We start from the raw sequence: 26,792 nt of genomic DNA, 5'->3' as shown, positions 1-26,792 counted from the left end.
GAAAAAGATGGGTGCATTATACGATTCAAAAAGTAAAACGTTAGATGACAAAGGGATAAAAAATCTTTTAAGCCAAGACGCCAAATACCAATCTTGGTTAACAGTTGAGGCTGCTTTAGCTAAAGCACAAGGAGAATTAGGCGTCATTCCGGTAGCAGCAGCAACGCACATTAACGAAAAAGCACAAATTGAGAATTTAGATTTTGCTAAAATGGATGAAATTTACCGTCAAGTAGGTCATGGCTTTGTTCCATTTTTAAAAGTATTTGTAGCGGCATGCGATGCAGAAAGTGGTAAATATATTCACTTTGGCGCAACAACTCAAAATATTCAACAGACTTCTCAAAATCTGATTGCCAAACAAATTCATCAAAAGTTTAAACAATTTATGCTAGAAATTATGGGAAATTTGATCAACTTAGTCAAAGAAAACGCTGAAACAATCATGGCAGGACGTACGCATGGTAAACATGCCATCCCCATTACGTACGGATATAAAGCGTCAGTCTGGTTATCAGAATTAATGACGTCTTATGAACGATTAGAAGAAGTGGAAAAGAGAATTTTTACGACTATGATGGGGGGCGCTATTGGGGCTTTTAATGCTACTGGTGAAAAAGGAATTGCTGTCCAAACACGTGTGGCAGAAATTTTACACATGCCAGCAATGGCCATTCCTTCCCGTAACATCAATGCACCGAAGATAGAATACATTAATGTATTGGCACTTTTAGCTAATAATTTGCACAAAATTGCCGAAGAAGTTTTTCAAACGTCCATTGAAGAATTTGGCGAAGTTTCAGAAGGGTTTACTAAAGGGACAATTGGGTCTTCTACGATGCCCCATAAGATAAACCCCAAATTATCAAAAGGGATTATTGCCAATGCTCAAAAACTTTATTCGCTGACTTCTGTGGGGTATTATTCCGCAGCTCGTCCCTTTGAAGCAGATAGTACCACTAATATGTTATTTGATGGCATTTTTACTGAAGCTTTGGAACTTATGACAGAGATTTTAATGCGGGGCGAAGAGTTGACGCGAACCTTGGAAATCCATCGTGAGCGGATGTATCAAAATGCTAATATAAATCATGGGTTAGACAATAGTGAATTCATTATGATGAAATTAGCAGCAGAAATTGGAAAAGATCAAGCCCATGAGCTTATTTATGAATTAGCGATTGAAACAGAGTTAAGTCAAAAAAATTATGCCGAAGTTTTATTGCATAATGAAAAAATTCAGCAGGTGTTTAAAAAAAATGAGATTGAAGAACTGCTAAAGCCAGAAAATTATATTGGTTTATCAGTGCAGTTAGCCTACGATACTGCTAAAGCAGCCGAAAAATTAGTCGCAAAGGCACAAAGACAAGGAGATGAAGTATATGTTTAATTTTTTTAAGAAAAAAAATCAGCTAACGGCTCCTATGAGTGGAACTTTGTTACCTTTGAGTCAGGTTGGTGATCCTGTGTTTGCTAGTAAAGCCATGGGAGACGGATTTGCAGTAGAACCGACTGAGGGAATTGTCTATGCACCGGTAACAGGAAAAGTGAAAAGTATTTTTCCTACCAAACATGCTTTTGGTTTAGTGGATGAAAAAGGAAATGAGATTTTAGTTCATATTGGGATTGATACAGTAAGCTTGCAAGGTGAAGGATTTGAAGTTTTTGTTTCAGAAGGTGAGACAGTGAACGCTACAACGAAGCTAGCAACTGTAGATTTATCTGTTTTAAAAGCACAACAAAAGCCTGCGACGACCATGGTTATTTTCACCAATCAGCCAGCATTGGAATTTAATATCGTTAAAAGTGATGTAACAGCCCAAGCTGAAGTTTTAGCCTATTAAGTTACTTTTACTTAAAAAAATACTCAACAAAAAAAGCTTCTAAAAGCTCGCAAATTGCGCGAACTTTTAGAAGCTGCTTTTTTTATAATGGACTTACTTTTGCAAATTTTCAATCAAAATTTTAGCCACCGCTTTAACAGAAAATGGATTTTGTCCGGTAATGAGTTGGCCATCTTGAATGGCAAATTCACTGTAGGCGCGTTTCTTTTGGAAATGAGCGCCCCGTTCTTTGGCGACGTGTTCGTTTAAAAAGGGCACGACTCCTTTTTTACCGGCTAAGATTTCTTCACTCGTCGTAAAGCCAGTAATATTTTTATCTTTAATTAAGTAATTACCGTTATCATCTTGTAAGTTTAAAAGCCCTGCTATCCCGTGACAAACTGAAGTCACATAGCCGCCTTGTTTGTAAATATCTAAAGAAAGCTTATGCAAGGTGTCATTATTGGGAAAGTCCCACATTACACCGTGGCCACCAGTGAAGTAAATGGCGTCATAATCTTTGGGATTAACTGCTTCAACAGGTAAAGAATCAGCTAAAGCCCGCTTTTTAAAATCATCTGTGTTGTAAAAGTCCATAATTTCTTCGTTGGTGTATTTCATACTCCGAGGATCAATCGGAACATAGCCGCCATTTGGACTAACGTAGTCATATTTAATCCCATGTTTTTGTAATTCTGCGGCAAATTCTGTCGCTTCTCCCAGCCATAGTCCCGTGGCATCATCTGTCTCACCATAATGTGTTGTGTTGGTTAATACGATCAGTACTTTCATTTTTCTGCCTCCTGAATAATTTGTGTGACATGATTTAAGAGTGTTTTTAACTTATCAATTTCTGTTGTATCGTGGGATAAGTAATAATAATTTTTCGTTCCTTCTTGGCGATAATCTACTAACTTGGCTTGTTTTAAAATTTTCAAATGATGGGAAACGGCCGGACGGGATAAGTTGGTGGCTTCTGTTAAATCAGGAACGCGCAATCCATTACAGGCCTTTTCGGCTAATAATGCCACAATAATTGCTTGCCGTTTTTCGTCCCCTAAGGCAATTAGAAAATCACTGCTCGCAGTAAATTCATTTTTTAAGTGCGTTAAATCATGAGGCATATTAAAATCTCCTTCGTCGATAATTTTAAACCATTAAAACAAAAAAGCTGTCTAAAGTCAATTATTTTAAACGGTGTAACTTTTTATAATTCAGAATATAAATAAATTTACAGAATTTTTTAAATCCTTAAATACACAATTAAAAACCAATCTGCCCCCATTGCGAAAAACGTCCATTTGCGTTAAAGTAGAGAAAGCGTGAAACAAAAATTTGTTTCACAAAAAAGAAAGGAAAAGGCAATGTTACCAGAAGAATTTCAGCAACAATTAGCTAAAAATGGCATTGAACTTAGCCCACTCCAAATGCAACAGTTTGAAAAGTATTATGAATTGTTAGTGGAGTGGAATGAGAAAATGAATTTGACCGCTATCACAGAAAAAAAAGAAGTTTATTTGAAGCATTTTTACGATTCAATTTTGCTTGGTGCAGCTGTGGAGTTGAATCCCGAAGCGTCCATTTGTGATGTTGGCGCGGGAGCGGGTTTTCCAAGCATTCCTTTGAAGATTGCTTTTCCTAGTTTAAAAGTAGCTATCGTAGATTCGCTCAATAAACGGATTACCTTTTTAAATCATTTGGCGCAAAGTTTAAACTTGATGGATGTTTATTTTTATCATGATCGCGCCGAAACTTTTGGGCAAAATCCTGAATGTCGTGGTCAGTTTGACTATGTAACAGCAAGAGCAGTTGCCCGCTTAAATGTTTTAGCAGAATTATGCCTACCTTTAGTCAAAAAAGACGGCTTTTTCTTTGCTTTAAAAGCAGCTAAGTCCGACGAAGAATTAGCAGAAGCTAAAAAAGCGATTGCGACACTTGGGGGAAAATTCATTGAAGATAAAGAATTAGCCTTACCAAATGGCGATGCGCGACATATTTTAGTCATTCAAAAGAAAAAAGAAACACCTAAAAAATATCCTCGCAAGCCAGGTACACCAAACAAACAACCGCTAAAATAGTGCGCGATTTTCGAAAAAATGCTTTATTAGAAATAAAATTTATCATTTGACGGCAAATAGGCCGTTACAACTTTTATGTTATCTAGTTTCTTGAGCTGAAAAAATCGATACAAGTAAAAATAGCTAACTGACAAAAAAGCGTCAGTGATCTATTTTGAGCTTGTCTCTCATTTTTCAAACGAGCTCACTCAACTTTTATGTTGTCTAGTTTCTTGAGCTAGAAAAGTCGAGAATAAGTGAAAAAATGAAAAAGTCTTAGAGCGACTTTCTAATTTTTCCGACTTATTCCTCCTTTTCTATCAAGCTCACTCAACTTTTATGTTGTCTAGTTTCTACGGCTGAAAAAGTCGAGAATAAGTAGAAAAATGAAAAAGCTAAAGAGCAGCTTTCTAATTTTCCCGACTTATTCCTCCTTTTTCAAACGAGCCGTTACAACTTTTATTAAAGGAGATAAGAGGATGGCACGAATTATTTCGGTGGCAAATCAAAAAGGTGGCGTCGGTAAGACGACCACAACTGTCAATTTAGGAGCTTGTTTGGCTTTTATCGGCAAAAAAGTCTTATTAGTCGATATCGATGCCCAAGGTAATGCCACAAGTGGCATGGGTATTCGTAAGCCAGATGTAGCCAAAGATATTTACGATGTATTAGTCAATGAAGAACCTATTAAAGAAGCAATTTTACCTAGTTCACGGGAAAATATGGACATTGTGCCGGCGACAATTCAGTTGGCAGGAGCTGAGATTGAATTGACTTCCATGATGGCCAGAGAATCTCGCTTGAAATCAGCGTTAGAAGAAATTAAAGACGATTATGATTTCATTTTTATCGATTGTCCACCATCATTGGGGCATTTGACGATTAACGCCTTTACTGCTAGTGACTCGATTTTAATTCCAGTACAGTGTGAATATTATGCGTTAGAAGGTTTGAGTCAGTTATTAAATACAGTGCGGTTAGTGCAAAAGCATTTCAATCCCGGCCTTGAAATTGAAGGGGTATTATTGACAATGTACGATGCCAGAACGAATCTTGGCGCAGAAGTGGTAGAAGAAGTGCGTCGCTATTTCCAAGAGAAAGTTTATGATACAATTATTCCTCGGAATGTGCGTCTTTCAGAAGCACCAAGCCACGGCTTATCAATTATTGATTACGATCCAAGTTCAAAAGGTGCCGAAGTTTATCAAGCACTAGCAAAGGAAGTGTTGTCTCGTGAAAAATAAAGGTAAAGGTTTAGGTCGAGGCATCGATGCTTTGTTTCAAGATTTGCAAGATTTGGAAGAAGTGGATGTAAAAACCGAAGAGGTCGTTGATATTCCGTTAAGTGAATTGCGACCAAATCCTTATCAACCGCGTAAAACTTTTGATGAAGCTTCTTTGCAAGAACTAGCCGCTTCAATTGAACGTTCTGGTGTATTTCAACCGATTATCGTGCGCAAATCAGCAGTAAAAGGGTATGAAATTATTGCTGGGGAGCGTCGTTTTAGAGCGTCAAAATTAGCACAACGGGAAACAATTCCAGCAATTATTCGTGACTTTGATGAAGAATCAATGATGCAAGTGGCAGTATTAGAAAACTTGCAGCGGGAAGATTTGAATCCGTTAGAAGAAGCCGAAGCCTACGAGATGCTAATGAAAAACTTGAAATTAACCCAAGCCGAAGTCGCTGAACGCTTAGGCAAAAGTCGCCCGTATATCGCGAATTATTTACGATTATTAACATTACCCAAATTGGTTAAAGAAATGGTGCAAGACGACCGTCTTTCCATGGGGCAAGCGCGGACGTTATTAGGGTTAAAAGATAAAAGTCAAATTTTGAAATTAGCCAATCGTTGTGTCAAAGAAAATTTGACTGTGCGCCAGTTAGAACAACTCGTCAATACACTAAATGAGAAAAAAGTAGAAAAGAAAACACCACCGCGGGTTGTGAAAGAAAAACCTTATTACTTGCGGGAAGGTGAAGACCGTCTAATGGATAAATTTGGGACTAACGTCGAAATTTTAGAAAAAGACGGCAAAGGAAAAATTGAGATTGAATATTTATCTCAAAGTGATTTAACGCGTATTTTGGATATTTTAGATATTCATTTTGACGAAGCTTAGTTTCGTCTAAAATTTTTGTTAAAACGAGGAGGATTTAAATGTACGATTTAGGTGACATCGTGGAAATGAAAAAACCCCATGCTTGCCAAGCAAACCGTTGGGAAATTATTCGCATGGGCGCTGACATTAAAATTAAATGTACCAATTGTGGCCACATCGTCATGATGACCCGCCGCGATTTTGAGAAAAAAATGAAGAAGATACTGGAAAAAGCACCAGAAAAATAGTTTCATGCCCACTTAATAGTGGGAGAAAGCTGATGAGCTAGAAGAGGTGCGGATAAGAAAAAAGTCCGAAAACGACTTTCCAATTTTTCCAACTTATTCCTCCTTTTCTAAAGAAGCTCAATCAACTTTATATGAAATCTAGTTTCTTGAGCTAGAAAAGTCGAGAATAAGTGAAAAAATGAAAAAGCTAAAGAGCAGCTTTCCAATTTTTCCGACTTATTCCTCATTTTCTGACCAAGCTCAATCAACTTTATAATTAAAAAAAGAAAGAGTGAAGAAATCATGGCTTTAACTGCCGGAATCGTTGGTTTGCCAAACGTAGGGAAATCGACTTTATTTAACGCAATCACAAAAGCAGGTGCAGAAGCTGCGAACTATCCTTTTGCTACCATTGATCCAAATGTAGGGATGGTGGAAGTACCAGATTGGCGCTTGCAACGTTTAACTGAACTTGTGCACCCGAAAAAGACTGTTCCAACAACTTTTGAATTTACGGATATTGCCGGCATTGTAAAAGGTGCTAGTAAAGGGGAAGGTTTGGGAAATCAATTCTTAAGCCATATTCGCCAAGTGGATGCTATCTGTCACGTTGTTCGTTGTTTTGACGATGACAATATTACTCACGTTGAAGGACGTGTGGATCCATTAGAAGATATTGACACGATCAACTTGGAACTTGTTTTAGCGGATTTAGAGTCGATTAATAAACGCTATACACGAGTAGCAAAAGTTGCCAAAACCAAAGACAAAGACGCTGTTGCAGAATTAGCAGTGTTAGATAAAATCAAACCGGTTTTAGAAGAAGGCCAATCTGCTCGTACGATTGAATTTTCTGATGACGAACAAAAAATCGTGAAAAGTTTGTTCTTATTAACAACAAAACCTGTTTTATATGTTGCCAATGTTTCAGAAGATGACGTGGCCAATGCAGATGATAATCACTATGTTCAAGAAGTGCGCAATTTTGCAGCGACTGAAAATGCTGAAGTTATTGTAGTTTGTGCTCGTGCTGAAGAAGAAATCGCTGAATTAGATGATGAAGACAAAGCAGAATTTTTGGAAGCTTTGGGAATTGAAGAATCTGGTTTAGATCAATTAATTCGCGCCGCTTATGATTTATTAGGACTTGCAACTTACTTTACTGCCGGTGAACAAGAAGTGCGGGCGTGGACTTTCCGCAAAGGGATTAAAGCACCGCAAGCAGCTGGTATTATTCACACCGATTTTGAACGGGGCTTCATTCGAGCAGAAACAGTTTCCTTTGAAGATTTAAATAAATACGGTAACATGCACGCGGCTAAAGAAGCAGGACGTGTCCGTTTGGAAGGTAAAGATTACGTGGTACAAGACGGCGATGTCATGTTATTCCGTTTCAACGTCTAAAAAAACGGTGTCATCTTGGCTGCAATGTGGTAAAATGCCCTTTGTAAAAGAAGTTCAGGAGGAAGTCATTCATGGATGCAGAAGCACTACGCGCAATGGTTGCAGAAAACCGCGCATTAGAACCGCAACTAACCAAACGTAACCAACAATATATTTTTGATTTGAAGAAATCTTTAGAAGCAGCAAACTTATCTGAAGCAGAAATGGCTACAGCTTTAAATGAAATTCTGCCAGTTTTAGTCAAAGAACAAAAAGGCGGGAAAACCGCGCGTCAACTCTTTGGTACTGTTTCAGAACGCACCGAAGCGATTTTAGCTAAACCCGAACCTAAAAAAGAAACGCGTCCTGTGTTGATGTGGGCCGATAACGTCATGTTTATCTTTGGTTTATTTGCAGTGATGTTAGGTTTAATGCGTTTATTCACTAAAGATACTGGGCAACAAACTTATGGTTTATTAACATTAATTATTGCCTCATTATTTGGGGGTTATGCTTTTTACTTAATGTATAAATACATTTATCAATACGAACGTCCCGGCGCGGATAAGAGTAAACGGCCAAAATTGTGGAAGACAATGCTTATTTTAGTACCAGTTTTCTTCTTATGGATTTTAGTCTTTACTGTGAGTGCAATGTTGCCATTTAACATTGTCTTGGATCCATTTATCCAATTAGTTTTAGGGGCTGCAGTTTTTGCCTTACGTTGGTATTTGAAGAAAAAATACAACATCGAAGGTTCATTGACTATTCCCAAAAATTAATTAGTAGCAAAAGAGGTTGTGACAAAAGCGACCAGTTTCAAGAAATAAGACGAAATTTCCGAAAATTGCTTTTCAAATTTTGGGGAATTTCGTCTTATTTCCGAAGAAGCTGCTTCTGTCATACCGTTTATTCGGAAAAAGAGGTTGTGACAAGACTTTTGTCACAACCTCTTTTTTGATCTAATTTTACGAATGAATTTTTGAACTTTTAATGTCAATAAGTAAAAACCTTAAGAAATAAAAATACAATTATTTAAAAGGCTATCTTATTTTTTGAAAGTTGTAGAAGCTCATTTAGTTTTTTATCTATAAATGGTGTTTAGTGTAATTAAACGAGAGGTCAGGAAACGTATTTTTATTAAACAAAAAGTTGATTTTTTCCGAACATTGTCCAATGGCATCACTGCTGAATTTTCAGAATATTACGTAAACAATTTGGGCTGTTGACTTGTCGTATATTTTCTGTTAGTTTCATAGATAAAAATAAAACTGAGGAGTGGTATTTACAATGTCTAACTGGGAAACGAAATTCGCTAAAAAAGGTCTAACTTTCGATGATGTCTTATTAATTCCAGGCGAAAGTCACGTCCTACCAAATGATGTGAATATGCAGGTCCAACTAGCGAAAAATATCCGTTTGAATATTCCAATCATCTCTGCCAGCATGGATACTGTTACAGACAGTAAAATGGCGATTGCTATGGCACGTCAAGGTGGTTTAGGGGTCATCCATAAAAATATGAGTATCGCGATGCAAGCTGATGAAGTGCGCAAAGTGAAACGTTCGGAATCTGGCGTTATTATTGATCCATTTTTCTTAACTCCGGACCATTTAGTCCAAGATGCTGAACATTTAATGTCAAAATACCGCATTAGTGGTGTGCCGATTGTCGAAACAATGGAAAATCGCAAATTAGTCGGCATTATTACTAACCGTGACATGCGTTTTGTGACAGACTATAGCATTAAAATTGCAGATGTTATGACTAAAGATGATTTGGTTACCGCCCCAGTAGGTACCAAATTAGCAGACGCTGAAAATATCCTCCAAAAACATAAAATCGAAAAATTACCAATTGTTGATGAAGACGGTCGTTTAAGTGGCTTAATTACGATTAAAGATATTGAAAAAGTAATTGAGTTTCCTAATGCCGCAAAAGACGAACACGGTCGTTTATTAGTTGCCGCGGCTGTTGGTGTCACCAGTGATACGTTTGAACGAGCACAAGCATTACTTGATGCCGGTGCAGATGCGATTGTGATTGATACTGCTCATGGCCATAGTGCCGGCGTGTTACGTAAAATTGCTGAAATTCGCGCTAAATTCCCAGCTGCAACTTTGATTGCCGGAAACGTTGCCACAGCTGAAGGTACAAAAGCACTATATGATGCTGGTGTGGATGTCGTCAAAGTTGGGATTGGTCCTGGTTCAATTTGTACGACTCGGGTCGTGGCTGGTGTGGGTGTTCCCCAATTAACTGCGATCTATGATGCTGCTTCTGTTGCACGTCAATATGGCAAAGCCATTATTGCTGACGGTGGGATTAAATATTCTGGTGATATCGTCAAAGCTTTAGCAGCTGGCGGACATGCGGTAATGTTAGGCTCAATGTTAGCTGGTACAGATGAATCTCCTGGTGAATTTGAAATCTATCAAGGACGTCGCTTCAAAACTTACCGTGGGATGGGCTCTCTTGGCGCAATGGAAAAAGGTTCTAGCGATCGTTATTTCCAAAGTGGTGTTAATGAAGCTAATAAACTTGTCCCAGAAGGAATTGAAGGCCGTGTAGCGTATAAAGGTAGTGTTTCTGATATTATCTTCCAAATGATTGGTGGTTTAAAATCTGGGATGGGATATGTTGGTGCAGCTGACTTGAAACAATTACGGGATAATGCGCAATTTGTTCAAATGAGTGGCAATGGCTTGAAAGAATCACATCCGCATGATGTCCAAATCACAAAAGAAGCACCAAACTATTCGGTTGAATCTTAATCGTAGCCTTAGGGCAAGGTGTTTCCGCTAATTTACGAAATAAAAAACGAGTATCCAAATTAAGGGATACTCGTTTTTTATTTTAGCTTAAAAGATTATCGTTTTTTTAATCAGCTTATTACGCTTTTAAGGCGCTACGTCGACTCAATTTCAAAGCACTGACGGCAAGAGGACGCACGATAATTAATTGTAATGGTAAGGCCATTATCAGATTAAATAACCAGGTATGTAAATAAGTGCCCCAATTTAACTGTTGCCAACCCATTTCCATCACAATACCAAACACGGACATAAAAGTAACCATGCCTAAAATCATACATACACTAATCGAAATACCTACTTGCCAGCCTTTTTCTTTATTGGTTGGTAAACGTAATGCAATATTTTTGGCAGGTTTGCCGACGACGAAAACATCGAGTAAAAGGGCGACTAAAAATGCAAAGGGAAAACCACTAATCACCGCAATAAATGATAGTTCTCCTTGTAAAGCAATATTATAAATTGACATTCCTAAGACCATTAAGGTACACATGCAGCCGGTAAAAATCCAGCTTTCTTTTTTATTTGTTGGCATTTTAAAATTCCTTTCTGACGCCTGCTTAAAAGCAGTTTTGCGTTTTCTTGTTTTGTGCAACGTCAACCATGGTATCAAGTCTAAAAATTCTTCGTAAGTTATTTTTTTCAAATTTAGAATTTCTTAATAATTTGGAAAAGATTTTATCGGTATGTTTCTGTCAGCAACATCAATGTAGGTGATTACCACCAAACAATGGATAAGTTTTTAGCAAACTCTTAGTTTATTGAAGTCAGTGATCAAGGAACTTATTTAGCCGCAAAAAAAGAAGTTGTAACAAAAGTCTTGTCACAACTTCTTTTTGCGTTTTCTTTTTATAAGTCTTTGGCTAGGCGATAATCATCAGCACCAAAGTAAACGTACATTGGTTTTTGTTGTTTTTTCAATAGTGTGTCTACAGAAACAAATTCAAATCCTTGTTGGCGCATGTTATCAATGACACCCGGTAAAGCAGCGACTGTCGCCGGTTGAATATCATGCATTAAAACAATGGCGTTTTCAGTTAAGGTTGCTTTAATACGGCTTTGAATCATGTCAGCATTTTTTGATTTCCAGTCTTCAGAATCCACGTCCCAGTTGATGATGGGTTTACCGGCAACGCGGGCAACACGTTCATCAGCAGCACCATAAGGAGGACGGATATTACGAGGTAAAATACCGCAAGCTTCAAAAATCGCTTTATCAGTATCCCGAATTTCTTTTTTCAAGGCGGCATCAGATAATCCAGTTAAGACAGGATGCGTGTAAGAATGACTGGCAACTTCATGCCCCTCTGCTACGACTCGTTTTACGATATCTTGGTTATCGCTCACGTTTTTACCTAACATAAAGAAAGTAGCACTGGCTTTTTTATTTTTTAAAATATCTAAAATTTTTGGTGTTGTGGCGGGATTTGGTCCATCATCAAAAGTCAATGCCACATATTTTTTCTTAGGATCAAGTTGTGGAAAGGCATCTTTAATTTTTTCCGGATTAACAAAATCGGTGTTAACGTAAGCGGCAATATCTTTATAATCTAACGTAACTTTATCGACGCCGGTTTTATTTTGCGCTAAGGTAATCGTCAATTCGTCTGGTGTAAATTCAATTTTATTTTGATAATTAATTCGTGGTAAATCTAAAATACTATCAATTACGGCATTTTTATCTTTTGCTTCATTGAAAATCTTTTGTTGGATAACTTGTTGAATTCCTAAAAGATCGCCTTCTTCTGGAATTAAGTCTTTGACTGTGACAGCTTTACCCGTTTTATGCGTAATATAAGCGGGCTGATTTGTTACCAATTTGCCCTTCGTAAAACTTTCTTTGTCATCATGCCACACGTAAGGTTCTGCGACTAATTCGTAAGTGTCCAACTGGTCACTGACTGGATTTACTTCCAATTTTGCAACGATTAACCCTTTTTTATCTTTTAAATTTTCTTTGGCTTTACTCATTAGCGTGGCTAGTTCTTTTTTACTGTTTTCCTCAGAAAAAACAGGATTATTTTTTGGTATATAAGTAACAGTTACTAAATCTGTTGCTTTTTTCTCTGATTTTTCACTGGCAATCCCACTTTGATTTCGCTCTTCTTGAATTTCTTGTAAAAGCGCTGTTGATTTTTCTTCAAAAGCTTTTTGAGCGGCCGCTTCTGCTTGTTTCATTTGATAAAAGGTATAGGCAAAAAAGCCAAATAATGCCACCAATAAAATACTAAATAGTGTAAAAATATTCTTGCCCCAATTATTTTTAGGCTTTTGCGAGTGTCGACTGCTACGCGTGCTGTTATTTTCCATTTTTACTAACTCCCTAAATTTGTTCGTAATTGCTTTCACTGTACCATTATTGGCATAGTCATTCAACTCAAAAAGATTGCAATACAGCTTACATTATCGTCATTTGGCTAAATTTTATCATTTTTTTAGAAAAGTGAGCCAAATCCATTAAAAGTGTTCACAACAGAAATGCAGATATAACAAAAAACGGGGTTAAAAAATAAGGATGGACCGTGACAAAAGTCTTATGACAGCTTTTGTTTTGTGAAGAAATGGTATTTATGAGGCAACTTCTGCAACAAGTTTAAAATTTCGCAAAAATTTGATTTATTTGTGAGGAGAGTTTTCCATTAAGAAAAGCGCCTCAGTAAAGTGAGCTTTTTAGGCTAATTTTCTAAGACGCTGATTATTCTAAATTCTGTGCAAGTTTTAAGTGCTTTAAATTTTAATTTTCTTTAGTCTTTGGTGATTTTTTGTAAGCCACCCATGTAAGGAACTAAAACTTCTGGAATGGTAACTGTGCCGTCTGCATTTTGGTAGTTTTCTAAAATAGCAGCGACTGTCCGACCAACTGCTAGACCAGAACCGTTTAGTGTGTGGGCGTAATGTAATTTTCCGTCTGCATCACGATAACGAATCATCGCCCGTCGCGCTTGGAAATCTTCACAGTTTGAACATGAGCTGATTTCACGATACGTTTGTTGCGCTGGAATCCAAACTTCTAAGTCGTACGTTTTTGCTGCTGAAAAGCCCATATCACCAGTAGATAAGGCGACGACACGATACGGTAAGCCTAATTTTTGTAAAATTTCCTCGGCGTTATTGGTCATTTTTTCCAATTCTTCATAAGAATGTTCAGCATCAGAGAATTTTACCATTTCGACTTTGTTGAATTGATGCAGGCGAATTAAACCACGGGTATCGCGTCCGGCACTACCAGCTTCAGAACGAAATGATGGGCTTAGCGCTGTAAAATAAATCGGTAAATCCGCACCATCTAAAATTTCACCGTTATAGTAATTAGTCAATGGCACTTCTGCGGTTGGAATCAAAGTTAAATCCGTATCAGCTAATTGGAAGACATCTTCTTTAAATTTAGGAAATTGTCCAGTACCAAACATGGCGTTGCTGTTGACAATGTAAGGAGGGATCATTTCTGTATAACCATGTTCGTATACGTGTAAATCTAACATAAAGTTATATAAAGCCCGCTCTAATCGGGCACCTAAGCCACGATAATAAACAAAACGGCTACCAGAAACTTTTGCGCCGCGTTCAAAATCTAAAATTTCTAGATTTTCTGCCACTTCCCAATGCGCTTTTGGTTCAAAAGCAAAATCTCGGGGAGTACCAAAGCGACGAACTTCAACATTATCGTCTTCGTCTTTACCAACTGGCACTGAATCATTTGGTAAATTAGGTAAAGTAGTTGCAATCATTTTTAACTCTTCATCAATTGCCGCAATTTTGGTGTCGTATTCTTTAATATTGGCACCAACAGCTTTCATTGCCGCAATTTTTTCGGTAGCATCTTCTTTGTTGCGTTTTAATTGGGCAATTTCTGCAGAAACGTCATTACGTTGTTTTTTTAATTCTTCTGATTTTACTAAAAGAGTGCGGCGTTCTTCATCCAATTTGACAAATTCATCTAAGACATCTGCAGGTACACCTCGTGTGGCTAATTTTTCTTTGACCATCGTCATGTTTTGGCGAATCATTTTAATATCTAACATTTTTTTCCCTCGCTTTATGATTTAATCTAAAAAGACTTTTTCCACTTTTAACACAATTACCGATTTTTTTGTTAATAAAAAAAACTATCTCATCCCAAAATGCTTGGGACGAAATAGTTTGTTCGCGGTACCACCCAAGTTCAGCTTACGCTGCCCTTGTCGACTGGTATCGTCAGTCAGCCGCGCTTATTTATCATAAGCGTACGTCAACAAAAACTGGATTCAATGGCTTGGCCTGCTGATTTTCACCACCATCAGCTCTCTTTAAAGTTACACCATTTACTAGGTTTTCTCGTCTTCTTATCTGATTAGCTTTAGCATACTCAACTTTTCAAATTTCGTCAACTGCCATCTTAATCGATTGCGGTCAAAAAAGTAATGCAAAATATTTCCTGCTTAGTATTAACCATTCAAATAATCTTCAGCTTTGCGCGCGCTAGGCGAAACATTACTTTTGACCGGTAAGTGAATGATAAAAGAAGTCCAATCGGGATTACTTTTCGCATAAATATAGCCGCCATGTAAAGCCACGATACTTTGGGTAATGGCAAGACCTAAGCCGGTCCCGCCAGTCGCTTGGTTACGTGATTCTTCGACGCGGTAAAAACGATCAAACAAAGAGTCTAGCGCTTGTTTTGGAATCATAGCGCCATTGTTTTTGACAACAATCACCGCTTCTGTACCAATTTGATCGACTTGGATAATGATTTTGGTTGCACCTTTGCCATATTTAAAGGCGTTTGTAAACAAGTTATTAAAGACTCTGACGATTTTTTCGGTGTCACCATCCATGATTAATTGTTCTTTGGGAGAGGAAACTTCAATCGTAATGTTTTTCTTTTTGGCTTCTAACTCAAAATCAGCCGCCAATTGCTCCACCAGTTGAATCATATCAAAAGAAGTCAAATTGATTGGCACACTGGGTTGTCTCACCTTCGTGTATTCAAATAAGTCATCTACTAAGGATTTCATTTGTTTGGCCTTTACAAAAGCCGTGTGGGTATATTTTAACAAATCTTCTTCTGATTGATATTGCCCGTCTTCAATTAATCCTAAATACCCAATAATGGATGTTAAAGGGGTGCGAATATCGTGACTGACGTTTGTAATGAGTTCATCTTTTGATTTCTCAATTTTTCGCTCATCTTCAATTGCAGCCACTGTACTGTCAACTAAACCATTAATACTCGAAACAACACGACTTAAATCGCCACTTAATTCAAATGGAATGCGATGATCATAATTGCCATTAGCAATATAATGCAACTCACTGATAATATGCCGTAATTGCATTTGGCGATAGCGGCGAATTAAGCGCCAATAAACCACGCCAGCATCGATTAATAAAAATAGCGGCAAAATAAAGTTGCGACCGTTCCAGAAAAAATCAGAGTCTAAACGGCGAGCAAAAATATTTTTTGAATCCCAGATGGCATTTTCTAAAGAAGGAGAGTTGCGAATAAAAGACGTCAGGACAACTAAAAGTGCCACATTAATTAAAATTAATAAGATAACTGTGACAATACCTTCAGCCAAAAGTTCGCTAATTTCTTTAGAAGTTAGGGTAATACGTTTTCTTTTTTCAAGTTGATTTTTTTTGTTTTTATTTTGCATCGATCTTATAGCCAACACCCCAAACTGTTTGGATAACTTTTTCGCCGCCAGTAGCGTCTTCAATTTTATCCCGTAAGTGACTAACGTGTACCATAACGGTTTTAGCGGAAACTACGCTTTCTTGTTTCCAAACGCGTTCAAAAATTTCATCGGCACTAAAGACGCGATTAGGGTGAGAGGCTAATAAGTATAAAATGCCAAATTCTAATGCGGTTAATTGAATTTCTTTACCGTCAATTGTTTTAACTTCGTGAGAGTCTTTGTTGATGATTAAAGAGTTTACTTCTAATATATCCGGTTGATCTGGTGTAACTTGCATCTTAGTCCGACGCAAAAGTGATTTGACCCGTGCCATAACTTCTAAAGGATTAAAAGGTTTCGTGACATAATCATCAGCCCCTGCCACTAATCCTTTAATTTTATCCATATCCGTTGTTTTAGCAGTAAGCATAATAATTGGAATTTGAGATTCTTTCCGTAATTCTTTAACGACTTGCATTCCATCTTTTTCCGGCATCATAATGTCTAAAATCATCAATTCAATATCAGGGTTGGTGCGAATCTTTGATAAGGCTTCTTTCCCATCATAAGCTTTCACCGCTTCATAACCTTCATTGTGAATATAAATGCTCAATAACTCGACAATCTCTTTGTCATCATCAGCAACTAAAATTTTCATCATAAAAATCCTCCTGTAATAAAAGTAATTTATTCTTTCTATAGAAGAAAAGATTTGAAAAACAAAATTAAACGAAAAAAGAATAAGTTTCTACAGCTATAGTATCAAAAAAGTGCTAAAGAAAACACTCAGAGCCTCTTTTTAACAATTATTTAAAAAGACTGCTTTGAAATTTAACGAACGAAATTTCAATTAACCTAGTTTTAAAAAGTTTTATTTTGATAAAAAGACGAACGATTATTCGGAGGTTGAAATTTATAGTTTAGAATTGCGAAAAATGTTGTTAAATCAATAAGTTTTCGTTGACTTAGACTTTTAAAGTTGGTATATTATTACTTGTCCTTGAGAACGTGTTTCTTAAGAAAACAAACTTTGAAAAAAGTTTAAAAAAGTTGTTGACAGTCGTCAAAACGACTGGTAAACTAACGAAGTTGCTTAGTGAGCAGCACTTTTATGAAATATCATTTCAAAAAGCTTTTAAAACTTTTTGAAAAAAACAGTTGACAAACAAAACGTCAGCTGATAAGATATAAGAGTTGCTGAAACATTTAAAAAGCAACGATGTAGACCTTTGAAAACTGAACAAAGCAAGCAAACGAACCAATGTGTAGGGCGCTTCTATTATAGAAGCAAACAACATGCAAGCAATAGCTAGCAAAGTTAATTTTATTGAGCTTAACAGTCTGATGACTGTTCAAACACTTTTTATGAGAGTTTGATCCTGGCTCAGGACGAACGCTGGCGGCGTGCCTAATACATGCAAGTCGAACGCTTCTTTTTCCACCGGAGCTTGCTCCACCGGAAAAAGAGGAGTGGCGAACGGGTGAGTAACACGTGGGTAACCTGCCCTCAAGCGGGGGATAACACTTGGAAACAGGTGCTAATACCGCATAACAATAGTAAACACATGTTTATTATTTGAAAGGCGCTTTTGCGTCACTTGAGGATGGACCCGCGGTGCATTAGCTAGTTGGTGAGGTAACGGCTCACCAAGGCCACGATGCATAGCCGACCTGAGAGGGTGATCGGCCACACTGGGACTGAGACACGGCCCAGACTCCTACGGGAGGCAGCAGTAGGGAATCTTCGGCAATGGACGAAAGTCTGACCGAGCAACGCCGCGTGAGTGAAGAAGGTTTTCGGATCGTAAAACTCTGTTGTTAGAGAAGAACAAGGATGAGAGTAAAAAGTTCATCCCTTGACGGTATCTAACCAGAAAGCCACGGCTAACTACGTGCCAGCAGCCGCGGTAATACGTAGGTGGCAAGCGTTGTCCGGATTTATTGGGCGTAAAGCGAGCGCAGGCGGTTTTTTAAGTCTGATGTGAAAGCCCCCGGCTCAACCGGGGAGGGTCATTGGAAACTGGGAGACTTGAGTGCAGAAGAGGAGAGTGGAATTCCATGTGTAGCGGTGAAATGCGTAGATATATGGAGGAACACCAGTGGCGAAGGCGGCTCTCTGGTCTGTAACTGACGCTGAGGCTCGAAAGCGTGGGGAGCAAACAGGATTAGATACCCTGGTAGTCCACGCCGTAAACGATGAGTGCTAAGTGTTGGAGGGTTTCCGCCCTTCAGTGCTGCAGCAAACGCATTAAGCACTCCGCCTGGGGAGTACGACCGCAAGGTTGAAACTCAAAGGAATTGACGGGGGCCCGCACAAGCGGTGGAGCATGTGGTTTAATTCGAAGCAACGCGAAGAACCTTACCAGGTCTTGACATCCTTTGACCACTCTAGAGATAGAGCTTCCCCTTCGGGGGCAAAGTGACAGGTGGTGCATGGTTGTCGTCAGCTCGTGTCGTGAGATGTTGGGTTAAGTCCCGCAACGAGCGCAACCCTTATTGTTAGTTGCCATCATTTAGTTGGGCACTCTAGCGAGACTGCCGGTGACAAACCGGAGGAAGGTGGGGATGACGTCAAATCATCATGCCCCTTATGACCTGGGCTACACACGTGCTACAATGGGAAGTACAACGAGTTGCGAAGTCGCGAGGCTAAGCTAATCTCTTAAAGCTTCTCTCAGTTCGGATTGTAGGCTGCAACTCGCCTACATGAAGCCGGAATCGCTAGTAATCGCGGATCAGCACGCCGCGGTGAATACGTTCCCGGGCCTTGTACACACCGCCCGTCACACCACGAGAGTTTGTAACACCCGAAGTCGGTGAGGTAACCATTTGGAGCCAGCCGCCTAAGGTGGGATAGATGATTGGGGTGAAGTCGTAACAAGGTAGCCGTATCGGAAGGTGCGGCTGGATCACCTCCTTTCTAAGGAATATTACGGAAACTACACAGTTTGTAACTTGTCTTTGTTCAGTTTTGAGAGGTCTACTCTCAAACAATTTTGTTCATTGAAAACTGGATACTTGAAGAAAAAAATCAAAACAAACCGAGAACACCGCGTTGAATGAGTTTTTTAATAAGTTCAATTGCTTATTTTCTTGAGTAAGCTTCTATCGCTAGAAGAACTGCTCAAAACCAGACCGAAAGGTCTTATAAGGTTAAGTGAATAAGGGCGCACGGTGGATGCCTTGGCACTAGGAGCCGATGAAGGACGGGACTAACACCGATATGCTTTGGGGAGCTGTAAGTAAGCTATGATCCAGAGATTTCCGAATGGGGGAACCCAGCATCTTTTATAGGATGTTACGTATACGTGAATACATAGCGTATACGAGGTAGACGCAGAGAACTGAAACATCTAAGTACCTGCAGGAAGAGAAAGAAAAATCGATTCCCCAAGTAGCGGCGAGCGAAAAGGGACCAGCCCAAACCAAGATGCTTGCATCTTGGGGTTGTAGGACTCCGATATGGTAGTTCTTTCAGATAGTCGAATGACTTGGAAAAGTCAGTCAAAGAGGGTAAAAACCCCGTAGACGAAATTTGGAAGGCACCTAGGAGGATCCTGAGTACGGCGGAACACGAGGAATTCCGTCGGAATCCGGGAGGACCATCTCCCAAGGCTAAATACTCCCTAGTGACCGATAGTGAACCAGTACCGTGAGGGAAAGGTGAAAAGCACCCCGGAAGGGGAGTGAAATAGATCCTGAAACCGTGTGCCTACAACAAGTTAGAGCCCGTTAATGGGTGATAGCGTGCCTTTTGTAGAATGAACCGGCGAGTTACGATTGCATGCGAGGTTAAGTTGAAGAGACGGAGCCGCAGCGAAAGCGAGTCTGAATAGGGCGAATGAGTATGTAGTCGTAGACCCGAAACCATGTGATCTACCCATGTCCAGGTTGAAGGTGCGGTAAAACGCACTGGAGGACCGAACCCACGTACGTTGAAAAGTGCGGGGATGAGGTGTGGGTAGCGGAGAAATTCCAAACGAACTTGGAGATAGCTGGTTCTCTCCGAAATAGCTTTAGGGCTAGCGTCGAAGTGAAGAATGATGGAGGTAGAGCACTGTTTGGACTAGGGGCCCATCTCGGGTTACCGAATTCAGATAAACTCCGAATGCCATTCATTTATATTCGGCAGTCAGACTGTGAGTGATAAGATCCATAGTCGAAAGGGAAACAGCCCAGACCACCAGCTAAGGTCCCAAAATGTATGTTAAGTGGAAAAGGATGTGGGGTTGCACAGACAACTAGGATGTTGGCTCAGAAGCAGCCACCATTTAAAGAGTGCGTAATAGCTCACTAGTCGAGTGACCCTGCGCCGAAAATGTACCGGGGCTAAACATACTACCGAAGCTGTGGAGTACACCGTAAGGTGTATTGGTAGGAGAGCGTTCTAAGGGCGTTGAAGGTAGATCGTGAGGACTGCTGGAGCGCTTAGAAGTGAGAATGCCGGTATGAGTAGCGAAAGACAGGTGAGAATCCTGTCCACCGAATGACTAAGGTTTCCTGGGGAAGGCTCGTCCGCCCAGGGTTAGTCGGGACCTAAGCCGAGGCCGACAGGCGTAGGCGATGGACAACAGGTTGATATTCCTGTACCCGTTGTATTTGTTTGAGCAATGGAGGGACGCAGGAGGCTAAGAAGTGCAGACTGATGGATATGTCTGTTCAAGCAGTAAGTCTTGAGATGAGTCAAATGCTTATTTCTATAAGGACAAGCTGTGATGAGGAGGGAAATAATAGTACCGAAGCTTCTGATGTCACACTGCCGAGAAAAGCTTCTAGTGAGAAGACAACGGCCCGTACCGCAAACCGACACAGGTAGTCGAGGAGAGAATCCTAAGGTGAGCGAGAGAACTCTCGTTAAGGAACTCGGCAAAATGACCCCGTAACTTCGGGAGAAGGGGTGCTGACCGCAAGGTCAGCCGCAGTGAATAGGCCCAAGCGACTGTTTATCAAAAACACAGGTCTCTGCAAAATCGAAAGATGAAGTATAGGGGCTGACGCCTGCCCGGTGCTGGAAGGTTAAGAGGAGTGCTTAGCGTAAGCGAAGGTACGAATTGAAGCCCCAGTAAACGGCGGCCGTAACTATAACGGTCCTAAGGTAGCGAAATTCCTTGTCGGGTAAGTTCCGACCCGCACGAAAGGCGTAACGATTTGGGCACTGTCTCAACGAGAGACTCGGTGAAATTTTAGTACCTGTGAAGATGCAGGTTACCCGCGACAGGACGGAAAGACCCCATGGAGCTTTACTGTAGTTTGATATTGAGTGTCTGTACCACATGTACAGGATAGGTAGGAGCCGTAGAGATCGGGACGCTAGTTTCGAAGGAGGCAATGGTGGGATACTACCCTTGTGTTATGGCCACTCTAACCCGCACCACTAATCGTGGTGGGAGACAGTGTCAGATGGGCAGTTTGACTGGGGCGGTCGCCTCCTAAAAGGTAACGGAGGCGCCCAAAGGTTCCCTCAGAATGGTTGGAAATCATTCGCAGAGTGTAAAGGCAGAAGGGAGCTTGACTGCGAGACTTACAAGTCGAGCAGGGACGAAAGTCGGGCTTAGTGATCCGGTGGTTCCGCATGGAAGGGCCATCGCTCAACGGATAAAAGCTACCCTGGGGATAACAGGCTTATCTCCCCCAAGAGTCCACATCGACGGGGAGGTTTGGCACCTCGATGTCGGCTCGTCGCATCCTGGGGCTGTAGTCGGTCCCAAGGGTTGGGCTGTTCGCCCATTAAAGCGGCACGCGAGCTGGGTTCAGAACGTCGTGAGACAGTTCGGTCCCTATCCGTCGCGGGCGTTGGAAATTTGAGAGGAGCTGTCCTTAGTACGAGAGGACCGGGATGGACTTACCGCTGGTGTACCAGTTGTCTCGCCAGAGGCATCGCTGGGTAGCTATGTAGGGAAGGGATAAACGCTGAAAGCATCTAAGTGTGAAGCCCACCTCAAGATGAGATTTCCCATTTCTTAAAGAAAGTAAGATCCCTGAGAGATGATCAGGTAGATAGGTCAGGAGTGGAAGTACAGTGATGTATGGAGCGGACTGATACTAATCGATCGAGGACTTAACCAAAGTAAAAAAAAACTCGGAAAGAGTTTTGATAACTTCAAGATCCAGTTTTGAGTGAATGAAATTCACTTAATTAAATAGTGTGGTGGCGATAGCGAGAAGGATACACCTGTAACCATGCCGAACACAGAAGTTAAGCTTCTTAGCGCCGATTGTAGTGAAGGGTTTCCCTTTGTGAGAGTAGGACGTCGCCACGCGAACTTATGGGGGTTTAGCTCAGCTGGGAGAGCATCTGCCTTACAAGCAGAGGGTCAGCGGTTCGAACCCGTTAACCCCCATATGAGCCGTTAGCTCAGTTGGTAGAGCATCTGACTTTTAATCAGAGGGTCACAGGTTCGAGCCCTGTACGGCTCATAAGAAATATGCGGGTGTGGCGGAATTGGCAGACGCACCAGATTTAGGATCTGGCGCCTTACGGCGTGGGGGTTCAAGTCCCTTCACCCGCATAAAAGGCCGGCTTAGCTCAGTTGGTAGAGCATCTGATTTGTAATCAGAGGGTCGAGGGTTCAAGTCCTTTAGCCGGCATCAATACCATGCGGAAATAGCTCAGTGGTAGAGCACCACCTTGCCAAGGTGGGGGTCGCGGGTTCGAACCCCGTTTTCCGCTTTGCTTTAAACAAGCCGGGGTGGCGGAACTGGCAGACGCACAGGACTTAAAATCCTGCGGTGAGTGATCACCGTACCGGTTCGATTCCGGTCCTCGGCATTATAAGATGCGCCCATAGCTCAACTGGATAGAGTGTTTGACTACGGATCAAAAGGTTAGGGGTTCGACTCCTCTTGGGCGCGTAGTCTTTTTATTTTTTTATCGGGAAGTAGCTCAGCTTGGTAGAGCACTTGGTTTGGGACCAAGGGGTCGCAGGTTCGAATCCTGTCTTCCCGATTTTTTTATTTTAGTCTTTCTTTCTTTTAGAATTTAGGCTATAATATTATCAAACTTAATTTAATAATTATGCGCCCATAGCTCAACTGGATAGAGTGTTTGACTACGGATCAAAAGGTTAGGGGTTCGACTCCTCTTGGGCGCGTCTTAACGAAATCATATTACTGATTTCGTTTTTTTGTTTTCTTGAAATTTGAAATATTACGCTAATTTTTCTTCTGCGTAACTAAGTGATGTTGGTATAATCATGTGGTGGTTTTGAATTTGTAAATATTTCAGCTATGTTAGATAAGTTATGCATTATTATTTATTCAAATGAATAGAAAGGGAAATTAATCGTATTAGTTAGTTTCCATGTTTATACGATTTCTTTTTTAATTTTTACATTCTTGGGATTTACGGTAAAATAAGATAGAAGTTTCTTTTATTTTCTCTAAAATTGCGCTTTTATCCAGATAAGGGCTAATTCTTAACAGAATATTGTGTTACAATCGTGTTCCTTTAATTATCTTACTAAGTTGGGTATAATTAAGGTCAGAATTAGTCAAGGGAGGAAAACGAATGATGAGTCGTCACAATACTTCCGATTTAATAGAAGCCTATTTGAAAAAAATTCTGGAAGATAGCGAAATGATCGAAATCCGACGTACCGAGATGGCTGATTTGTTTAACTGTGTGCCATCCCAAATTAACTATGTTATTAATACTCGCTTTACCATTCAAAGAGGGTATGTAGTAGAGAGTAAACGTGGTGGTGGCGGTTATATCCGGATTGAAAAAATTAAAATTTCAGATAATCATCGCTTCTTAGAGCAAGTTGATCAGCTTTTTGCAGATGAATTAGGCGAAAAAGATGCATTAGCAATTATTCAAAAATTGTATGAAGAAGATATTTTAACAAAAACTGAAGGTAATTTGATTTTAGCTGCTTTAGCTAAAAATACGTTAGGACATTTTAAAAATGAAGATGAAATTCGCGCTAGCATGCTCCACGCGGTGTTGGAACGATTAAGTTATGAAGATAGGAAGTGAGTCAGATGGATGAATTATTTACAGAAAAAGCCAAAGCAGTTTTAACGATTGCCCAAGAAGAAGCCAAAACGTTTAAACATCAATCCGTTGGTTCAGAGCATTTGTTACTGGCTTTGATTATTGAACAAGACGGCATTGCCGGTAAAGTCTTGCGGGAAATGAATATTTCAGAAAACGATATAAGAGAAGAAATTGAGCACTTAACTGGTTATGGTACGATGAAATCTTATCCAGCCGGTGCATATTTACCTTATTCACCTCGAGCAAAGCAAATTTTTGCTTATGCTGGTGATGAAGCCAAACGCCTAGGGGCTCCTAATATTGGGACGGAACATTTATTGTTAGGTCTTTTACGAGATGATGAAATTTTAGCTTCTCGCATTATGATCAATCTCGGTTTGAGTTTAGCCAAAATGCGCCAAATTTTGAAAAAGAAAATGGGAGTTAGCGAAAGCAAAGCCCCTAATAATAGTTTAGGCGGCCGTCGTCGTTCTACTCAAGGTACAAAAGGAACACAACAAGGAACTCCAACACTTGATGGTTTAGCTCGTGATCTGACTAAATTAGCGCGGGAAAATCGTCTAGATCCTGTAGTTGGCCGAAGCAAAGAAGTAAAACGTCTGATTCAAATTCTTTCTCGTCGAACTAAAAATAATCCTGTTCTAGTTGGCGAACCAGGTGTTGGTAAAACAGCTATAGCAGAAGGGCTAGCGCAACAAATCGTTCGCGGTGAAGTTCCAGAAGATATGCAACAAAAACGTTTGATGATGTTAGATATGGGTTCACTTGTAGCCGGTACAAAATATCGTGGTGAATTTGAAGACCGGATGAAAAAAATCATTGACGAAATTTATCACGATGGTCAAATTATCTTATTTATCGATGAACTGCATACTTTAATTGGCGCAGGGGGAGCAGAAGGTGCCATTGATGCTTCTAATATTTTAAAACCAGCGTTAGCGCGCGGCGAATTGCAAACAATCGGTGCCACCACACTGGATGAGTATCAAAAATATATTGAAAAAGACTCCGCTTTGGAACGGCGTTTTGCGCGTGTGCAAGTTGATGAGCCAACTCCTGAAGAAGCAGAAGAAATCTTAAAAGGCTTACGTCCGCGCTACGAAGAACACCATGGCGTTGAAATTTCTGACGATGCTTTGCATGCAGCTGTCCAATTATCAGTACGTTACATCAACTCGCGGCAATTACCGGATAAAGCGATTGACTTAATGGATGAGTCTGCGGCGAAAGTCCGCTTAGATAAAGCTGACGAACCTTCTGAAATTATTGGCTTACAAGAAGATATTGCTAACTTAATGAGTGAAAAAGAAGAAGCGATTCAAAATCAAAACTTTGAAGCAGCTGCTCGTCTACGACAAAAAGAGAAGAAATTAAGCCAACGTTTAGCAGAATTAGCCTTTGCGGAAACAAAAGAAGCATCTGGTTTTGCAGATCACGTTACAGCAGAAGATGTGGCAACTGTTGTCTCCCAATGGACAGGTGTGCCATTACAACAAATGGAGAAAAAAGAAAGTGAACGCTTATTAGATTTAGAGAAAATTTTGCATCAACGTGTAGTTGGTCAAGACGAAGCGGTGAAAGCTGTCGCACGCTCTATTCGACGGGCTAGAAGTGGTTTGAAAGATCCTAATCGTCCGATCGGTTCGTTTATGTTCTTAGGGCCAACAGGTGTCGGTAAAACGGAACTAGCCAAGACTTTAGCTGAAGCGATGTTTGGCAGTGAAGATGCCTTAATTCGTGTTGATATGTCAGAATTTATGGAGAAATATAGTACCAGTCGCTTGATTGGTTCCCCTCCTGGTTATGTGGGATATGATGAAGGGGGCCAATTAACAGAAAAAGTCCGTTCTAAACCTTATTCGGTAATCTTATTAGATGAAGTAGAAAAAGCACATCCAGATGTCTTTAATATTTTATTGCAAGTCTTAGATGATGGTCATTTGACAGATTCGAAAGGACGGAAAGTCGATTTTCGCAATACGATTTTAATTATGACCTCAAATATTGGCGCTACGCAAATTCGGGAAGAGAAAAATGTCGGTTTTAACGTGACGGATATTACTAAAGATCATGGCGCGATGCAAAAACGTATTTTGGAAGAGTTGAAAAAAGCCTTCCGTCCTGAATTTTTGAATCGAATTGATGAAACTGTGGTCTTCCGTTCATTAGGTGAAGCAGAAATTCAGCAAATTGTGAAGATCATGAGTAAATCCATTGTGAAACGTTTAGACGAACAAGATATTCACTTGAAGATTACTCCAGCTGCTAATGAAGTAATTGGTAAAGCTGGTTTTGATCCAGAATACGGGGCACGTCCAATTCGGCGGGCGCTCCAAAAAGAAGTGGAAGATCGATTATCTGAAGCGTTGTTATCTGGCCAAATTCATTTGGGAGATAACGTTACAATTGGTGCGAAAAAAGGTAAGATTACGCTAACGGTCAAAGAAGCAACCGAAAAACGTAAATTGCAAAAAGCTTAAGTTTTAACTGAATTTATCAAAGTCACAATGTTACGAGATTTCGTAGCGTTGTGGCTTTTTTGTCGCTAAGAGATCAGATAATTGCTATGTAATTCATCAAACTTTTGTCTGATTGTTTAAGGAGTAGAGTAGTCTTTTTAGTTTTTCTTATTTTGCAACACGTAACGATTTAAAAATAGTGGGATTTTTGATTGCTACTTCTAAAATGACACGCCCTGTGATAAGATAATTGAGTTATTAAAGGGGGAA

General features: G+C 40.0%; 18 protein-coding genes, 9 tRNA genes and 3 rRNA genes. 23 read left to right on the top strand and 7 right to left on the bottom strand.

Going from position 1 to position 26,792, the window contains the following annotated elements; all coding sequences use genetic code 11:
• The first annotated feature begins 7 nt into the window (after positions 1 to 7).
• Positions 8 to 1,390 carry a class-II fumarase/aspartase family protein gene (locus IGI65_RS02520; protein ID WP_438773130.1) on the top strand — a complete coding sequence of 461 codons (1,383 nt, stop codon included), beginning with the start codon at positions 8 to 10 and terminating at the stop codon, positions 1,388 to 1,390.
• Complete coding sequence (locus IGI65_RS02515; protein ID WP_438773129.1) at positions 1,383 to 1,844, top strand: PTS sugar transporter subunit IIA; 462 nt, start codon at positions 1,383 to 1,385, stop codon at positions 1,842 to 1,844. Before IGI65_RS02520 ends, IGI65_RS02515 begins: the two co-directional genes overlap by 8 nt.
• Before the next feature lie 93 nt (positions 1,845 to 1,937).
• Here IGI65_RS02515 and IGI65_RS02510 read toward each other — a convergent pair whose 3' ends face one another.
• On the bottom strand, positions 1,938 to 2,615 hold the full coding sequence (locus IGI65_RS02510; RefSeq protein ID WP_438773128.1) for a type 1 glutamine amidotransferase domain-containing protein: 678 nt from the start codon (positions 2,613 to 2,615) through the stop codon (positions 1,938 to 1,940).
• Positions 2,612 to 2,947 carry an ArsR/SmtB family transcription factor gene (locus tag IGI65_RS02505; protein WP_095006976.1) on the bottom strand — a complete coding sequence of 112 codons (336 nt, stop codon included), beginning with the start codon at positions 2,945 to 2,947 and terminating at the stop codon, positions 2,612 to 2,614. Before IGI65_RS02505 ends, IGI65_RS02510 begins: the two co-directional genes overlap by 4 nt.
• Positions 2,948 to 3,187: 240 nt before the next feature.
• On the opposite strand from IGI65_RS02505, the gene rsmG reads away from it, so the two are divergent.
• The 7 genes from rsmG to guaB all read left to right on the top strand — a co-directional run bounded on the left by rsmG (position 3,188) and on the right by guaB (position 10,368).
• Entirely contained in the window at positions 3,188 to 3,901 is a 714-nt protein-coding gene (rsmG, locus tag IGI65_RS02500) for a 16S rRNA (guanine(527)-N(7))-methyltransferase RsmG (protein ID WP_438774402.1), read from the top strand.
• Positions 3,902 to 4,359: 458 nt separating this feature from the next.
• Positions 4,360 to 5,124 (top strand): ParA family protein, encoded by a 765-nt coding sequence (locus IGI65_RS02495; protein ID WP_016173305.1) that lies wholly within the window; start codon positions 4,360 to 4,362, stop codon positions 5,122 to 5,124.
• Complete coding sequence (locus IGI65_RS02490; RefSeq protein WP_071865596.1) at positions 5,114 to 6,004, top strand: ParB/RepB/Spo0J family partition protein; 891 nt, start codon at positions 5,114 to 5,116, stop codon at positions 6,002 to 6,004. Before IGI65_RS02495 ends, IGI65_RS02490 begins: the two co-directional genes overlap by 11 nt.
• 38 nt (positions 6,005 to 6,042) lie before the next feature.
• The gene (locus IGI65_RS02485; RefSeq protein WP_071865595.1) at positions 6,043 to 6,231 is read left to right on the top strand and encodes a DUF951 domain-containing protein; all 189 of its coding nucleotides are present in this window, start codon (positions 6,043 to 6,045) and stop codon (positions 6,229 to 6,231) included.
• Positions 6,232 to 6,513: 282 nt separating this feature from the next.
• A complete protein-coding gene (gene ychF, locus IGI65_RS02480; protein WP_071865594.1) occupies positions 6,514 to 7,614 on the top strand; it encodes a redox-regulated ATPase YchF in 1,101 nt (366 codons plus the stop codon).
• 71 nt (positions 7,615 to 7,685) lie between these two features.
• Positions 7,686 to 8,375: a DUF1129 domain-containing protein gene (locus IGI65_RS02475; protein ID WP_071865593.1), complete on the top strand. Its 690-nt coding sequence runs from the start codon at positions 7,686 to 7,688 to the stop codon at positions 8,373 to 8,375.
• Between the two features lie 508 nt (positions 8,376 to 8,883).
• The gene (gene guaB / locus IGI65_RS02470; RefSeq protein WP_071865592.1) at positions 8,884 to 10,368 is read left to right on the top strand and encodes an IMP dehydrogenase; all 1,485 of its coding nucleotides are present in this window, start codon (positions 8,884 to 8,886) and stop codon (positions 10,366 to 10,368) included.
• Between the two features lie 118 nt (positions 10,369 to 10,486).
• Here the strand turns inward: guaB and IGI65_RS02465 are convergent, their stop codons facing one another.
• The 5 genes from IGI65_RS02465 to IGI65_RS02445 form a co-directional block, all read right to left on the bottom strand.
• Positions 10,487 to 10,942, bottom strand: coding sequence for a DUF2798 domain-containing protein (locus tag IGI65_RS02465; protein WP_438773127.1), 456 nt, complete (start codon positions 10,940 to 10,942; stop codon positions 10,487 to 10,489).
• Positions 10,943 to 11,256: 314 nt separating this feature from the next.
• Positions 11,257 to 12,717, bottom strand: a complete 1,461-nt coding sequence (locus IGI65_RS02460; protein ID WP_071865590.1) for a polysaccharide deacetylase family protein — start codon at positions 12,715 to 12,717, stop codon at positions 11,257 to 11,259.
• 434 nt (positions 12,718 to 13,151) lie between these two features.
• Entirely contained in the window at positions 13,152 to 14,429 is a 1,278-nt protein-coding gene (gene serS, locus IGI65_RS02455) for a serine--tRNA ligase (RefSeq protein WP_438773126.1), read from the bottom strand.
• Positions 14,430 to 14,831: 402 nt separating this feature from the next.
• The gene (locus tag IGI65_RS02450) at positions 14,832 to 16,043 is read right to left on the bottom strand and encodes a sensor histidine kinase (protein WP_071865588.1); all 1,212 of its coding nucleotides are present in this window, start codon (positions 16,041 to 16,043) and stop codon (positions 14,832 to 14,834) included.
• On the bottom strand, positions 16,033 to 16,722 hold the full coding sequence (locus tag IGI65_RS02445; protein WP_071865609.1) for a response regulator transcription factor: 690 nt from the start codon (positions 16,720 to 16,722) through the stop codon (positions 16,033 to 16,035). Before IGI65_RS02445 ends, IGI65_RS02450 begins: the two co-directional genes overlap by 11 nt.
• Before the next feature lie 703 nt (positions 16,723 to 17,425).
• Between IGI65_RS02445 and IGI65_RS02440 the strand changes: the two genes are divergently transcribed.
• The 14 genes from IGI65_RS02440 (at position 17,426) to IGI65_RS02375 (ending at position 26,543) form a co-directional block, all read left to right on the top strand.
• A 16S ribosomal RNA gene (locus IGI65_RS02440) occupies positions 17,426 to 18,984 on the top strand.
• Positions 18,985 to 19,215: 231 nt separating this feature from the next.
• Positions 19,216 to 22,130, top strand: a 23S ribosomal RNA gene (locus IGI65_RS02435).
• Between the two features lie 78 nt (positions 22,131 to 22,208).
• A 5S ribosomal RNA gene (gene rrf, locus IGI65_RS02430) occupies positions 22,209 to 22,324 on the top strand.
• Together the 16S, 23S and 5S rRNA genes with 9 tRNA genes alongside form the textbook arrangement of a ribosomal RNA operon.
• Before the next feature lie 8 nt (positions 22,325 to 22,332).
• A tRNA-Val gene (locus IGI65_RS02425) sits at positions 22,333 to 22,405 on the top strand.
• 3 nt (positions 22,406 to 22,408) lie between these two features.
• A tRNA-Lys gene (locus IGI65_RS02420) sits at positions 22,409 to 22,481 on the top strand.
• Between the two features lie 10 nt (positions 22,482 to 22,491).
• Positions 22,492 to 22,573 (top strand) — tRNA-Leu (locus IGI65_RS02415).
• 6 nt (positions 22,574 to 22,579) lie between these two features.
• Positions 22,580 to 22,652: transfer RNA gene (locus tag IGI65_RS02410), tRNA-Thr, on the top strand.
• A gap of 10 nt (positions 22,653 to 22,662) precedes the next feature.
• Positions 22,663 to 22,734: transfer RNA gene (locus tag IGI65_RS02405), tRNA-Gly, on the top strand.
• A 13-nt stretch (positions 22,735 to 22,747) separates the two neighbouring features.
• A tRNA-Leu gene (locus tag IGI65_RS02400) sits at positions 22,748 to 22,833 on the top strand.
• Between the two features lie 9 nt (positions 22,834 to 22,842).
• Positions 22,843 to 22,916: transfer RNA gene (locus IGI65_RS02395), tRNA-Arg, on the top strand.
• A gap of 20 nt (positions 22,917 to 22,936) precedes the next feature.
• Positions 22,937 to 23,010 (top strand) — tRNA-Pro (locus IGI65_RS02390).
• A 71-nt stretch (positions 23,011 to 23,081) separates the two neighbouring features.
• Positions 23,082 to 23,155: transfer RNA gene (locus IGI65_RS02385), tRNA-Arg, on the top strand.
• Between the two features lie 419 nt (positions 23,156 to 23,574).
• Entirely contained in the window at positions 23,575 to 24,042 is a 468-nt protein-coding gene (locus tag IGI65_RS02380) for a CtsR family transcriptional regulator (RefSeq protein WP_412258638.1), read from the top strand.
• Positions 24,043 to 24,047: 5 nt separating this feature from the next.
• On the top strand, positions 24,048 to 26,543 hold the full coding sequence (locus IGI65_RS02375; RefSeq protein WP_438773125.1) for an ATP-dependent Clp protease ATP-binding subunit: 2,496 nt from the start codon (positions 24,048 to 24,050) through the stop codon (positions 26,541 to 26,543).
• Positions 26,544 to 26,792 lie beyond the last annotated feature (249 nt).

The organism is Enterococcus sp. DIV0755b (assembly GCF_051713765.1).
GTDB classification, from domain to species: domain Bacteria; phylum Bacillota; class Bacilli; order Lactobacillales; family Enterococcaceae; genus Enterococcus_C; species Enterococcus_C canintestini.
The sequence above is the reverse complement of the archived record's forward strand: the minus strand, read 5'-3'. Positions and strand labels throughout refer to the sequence as shown.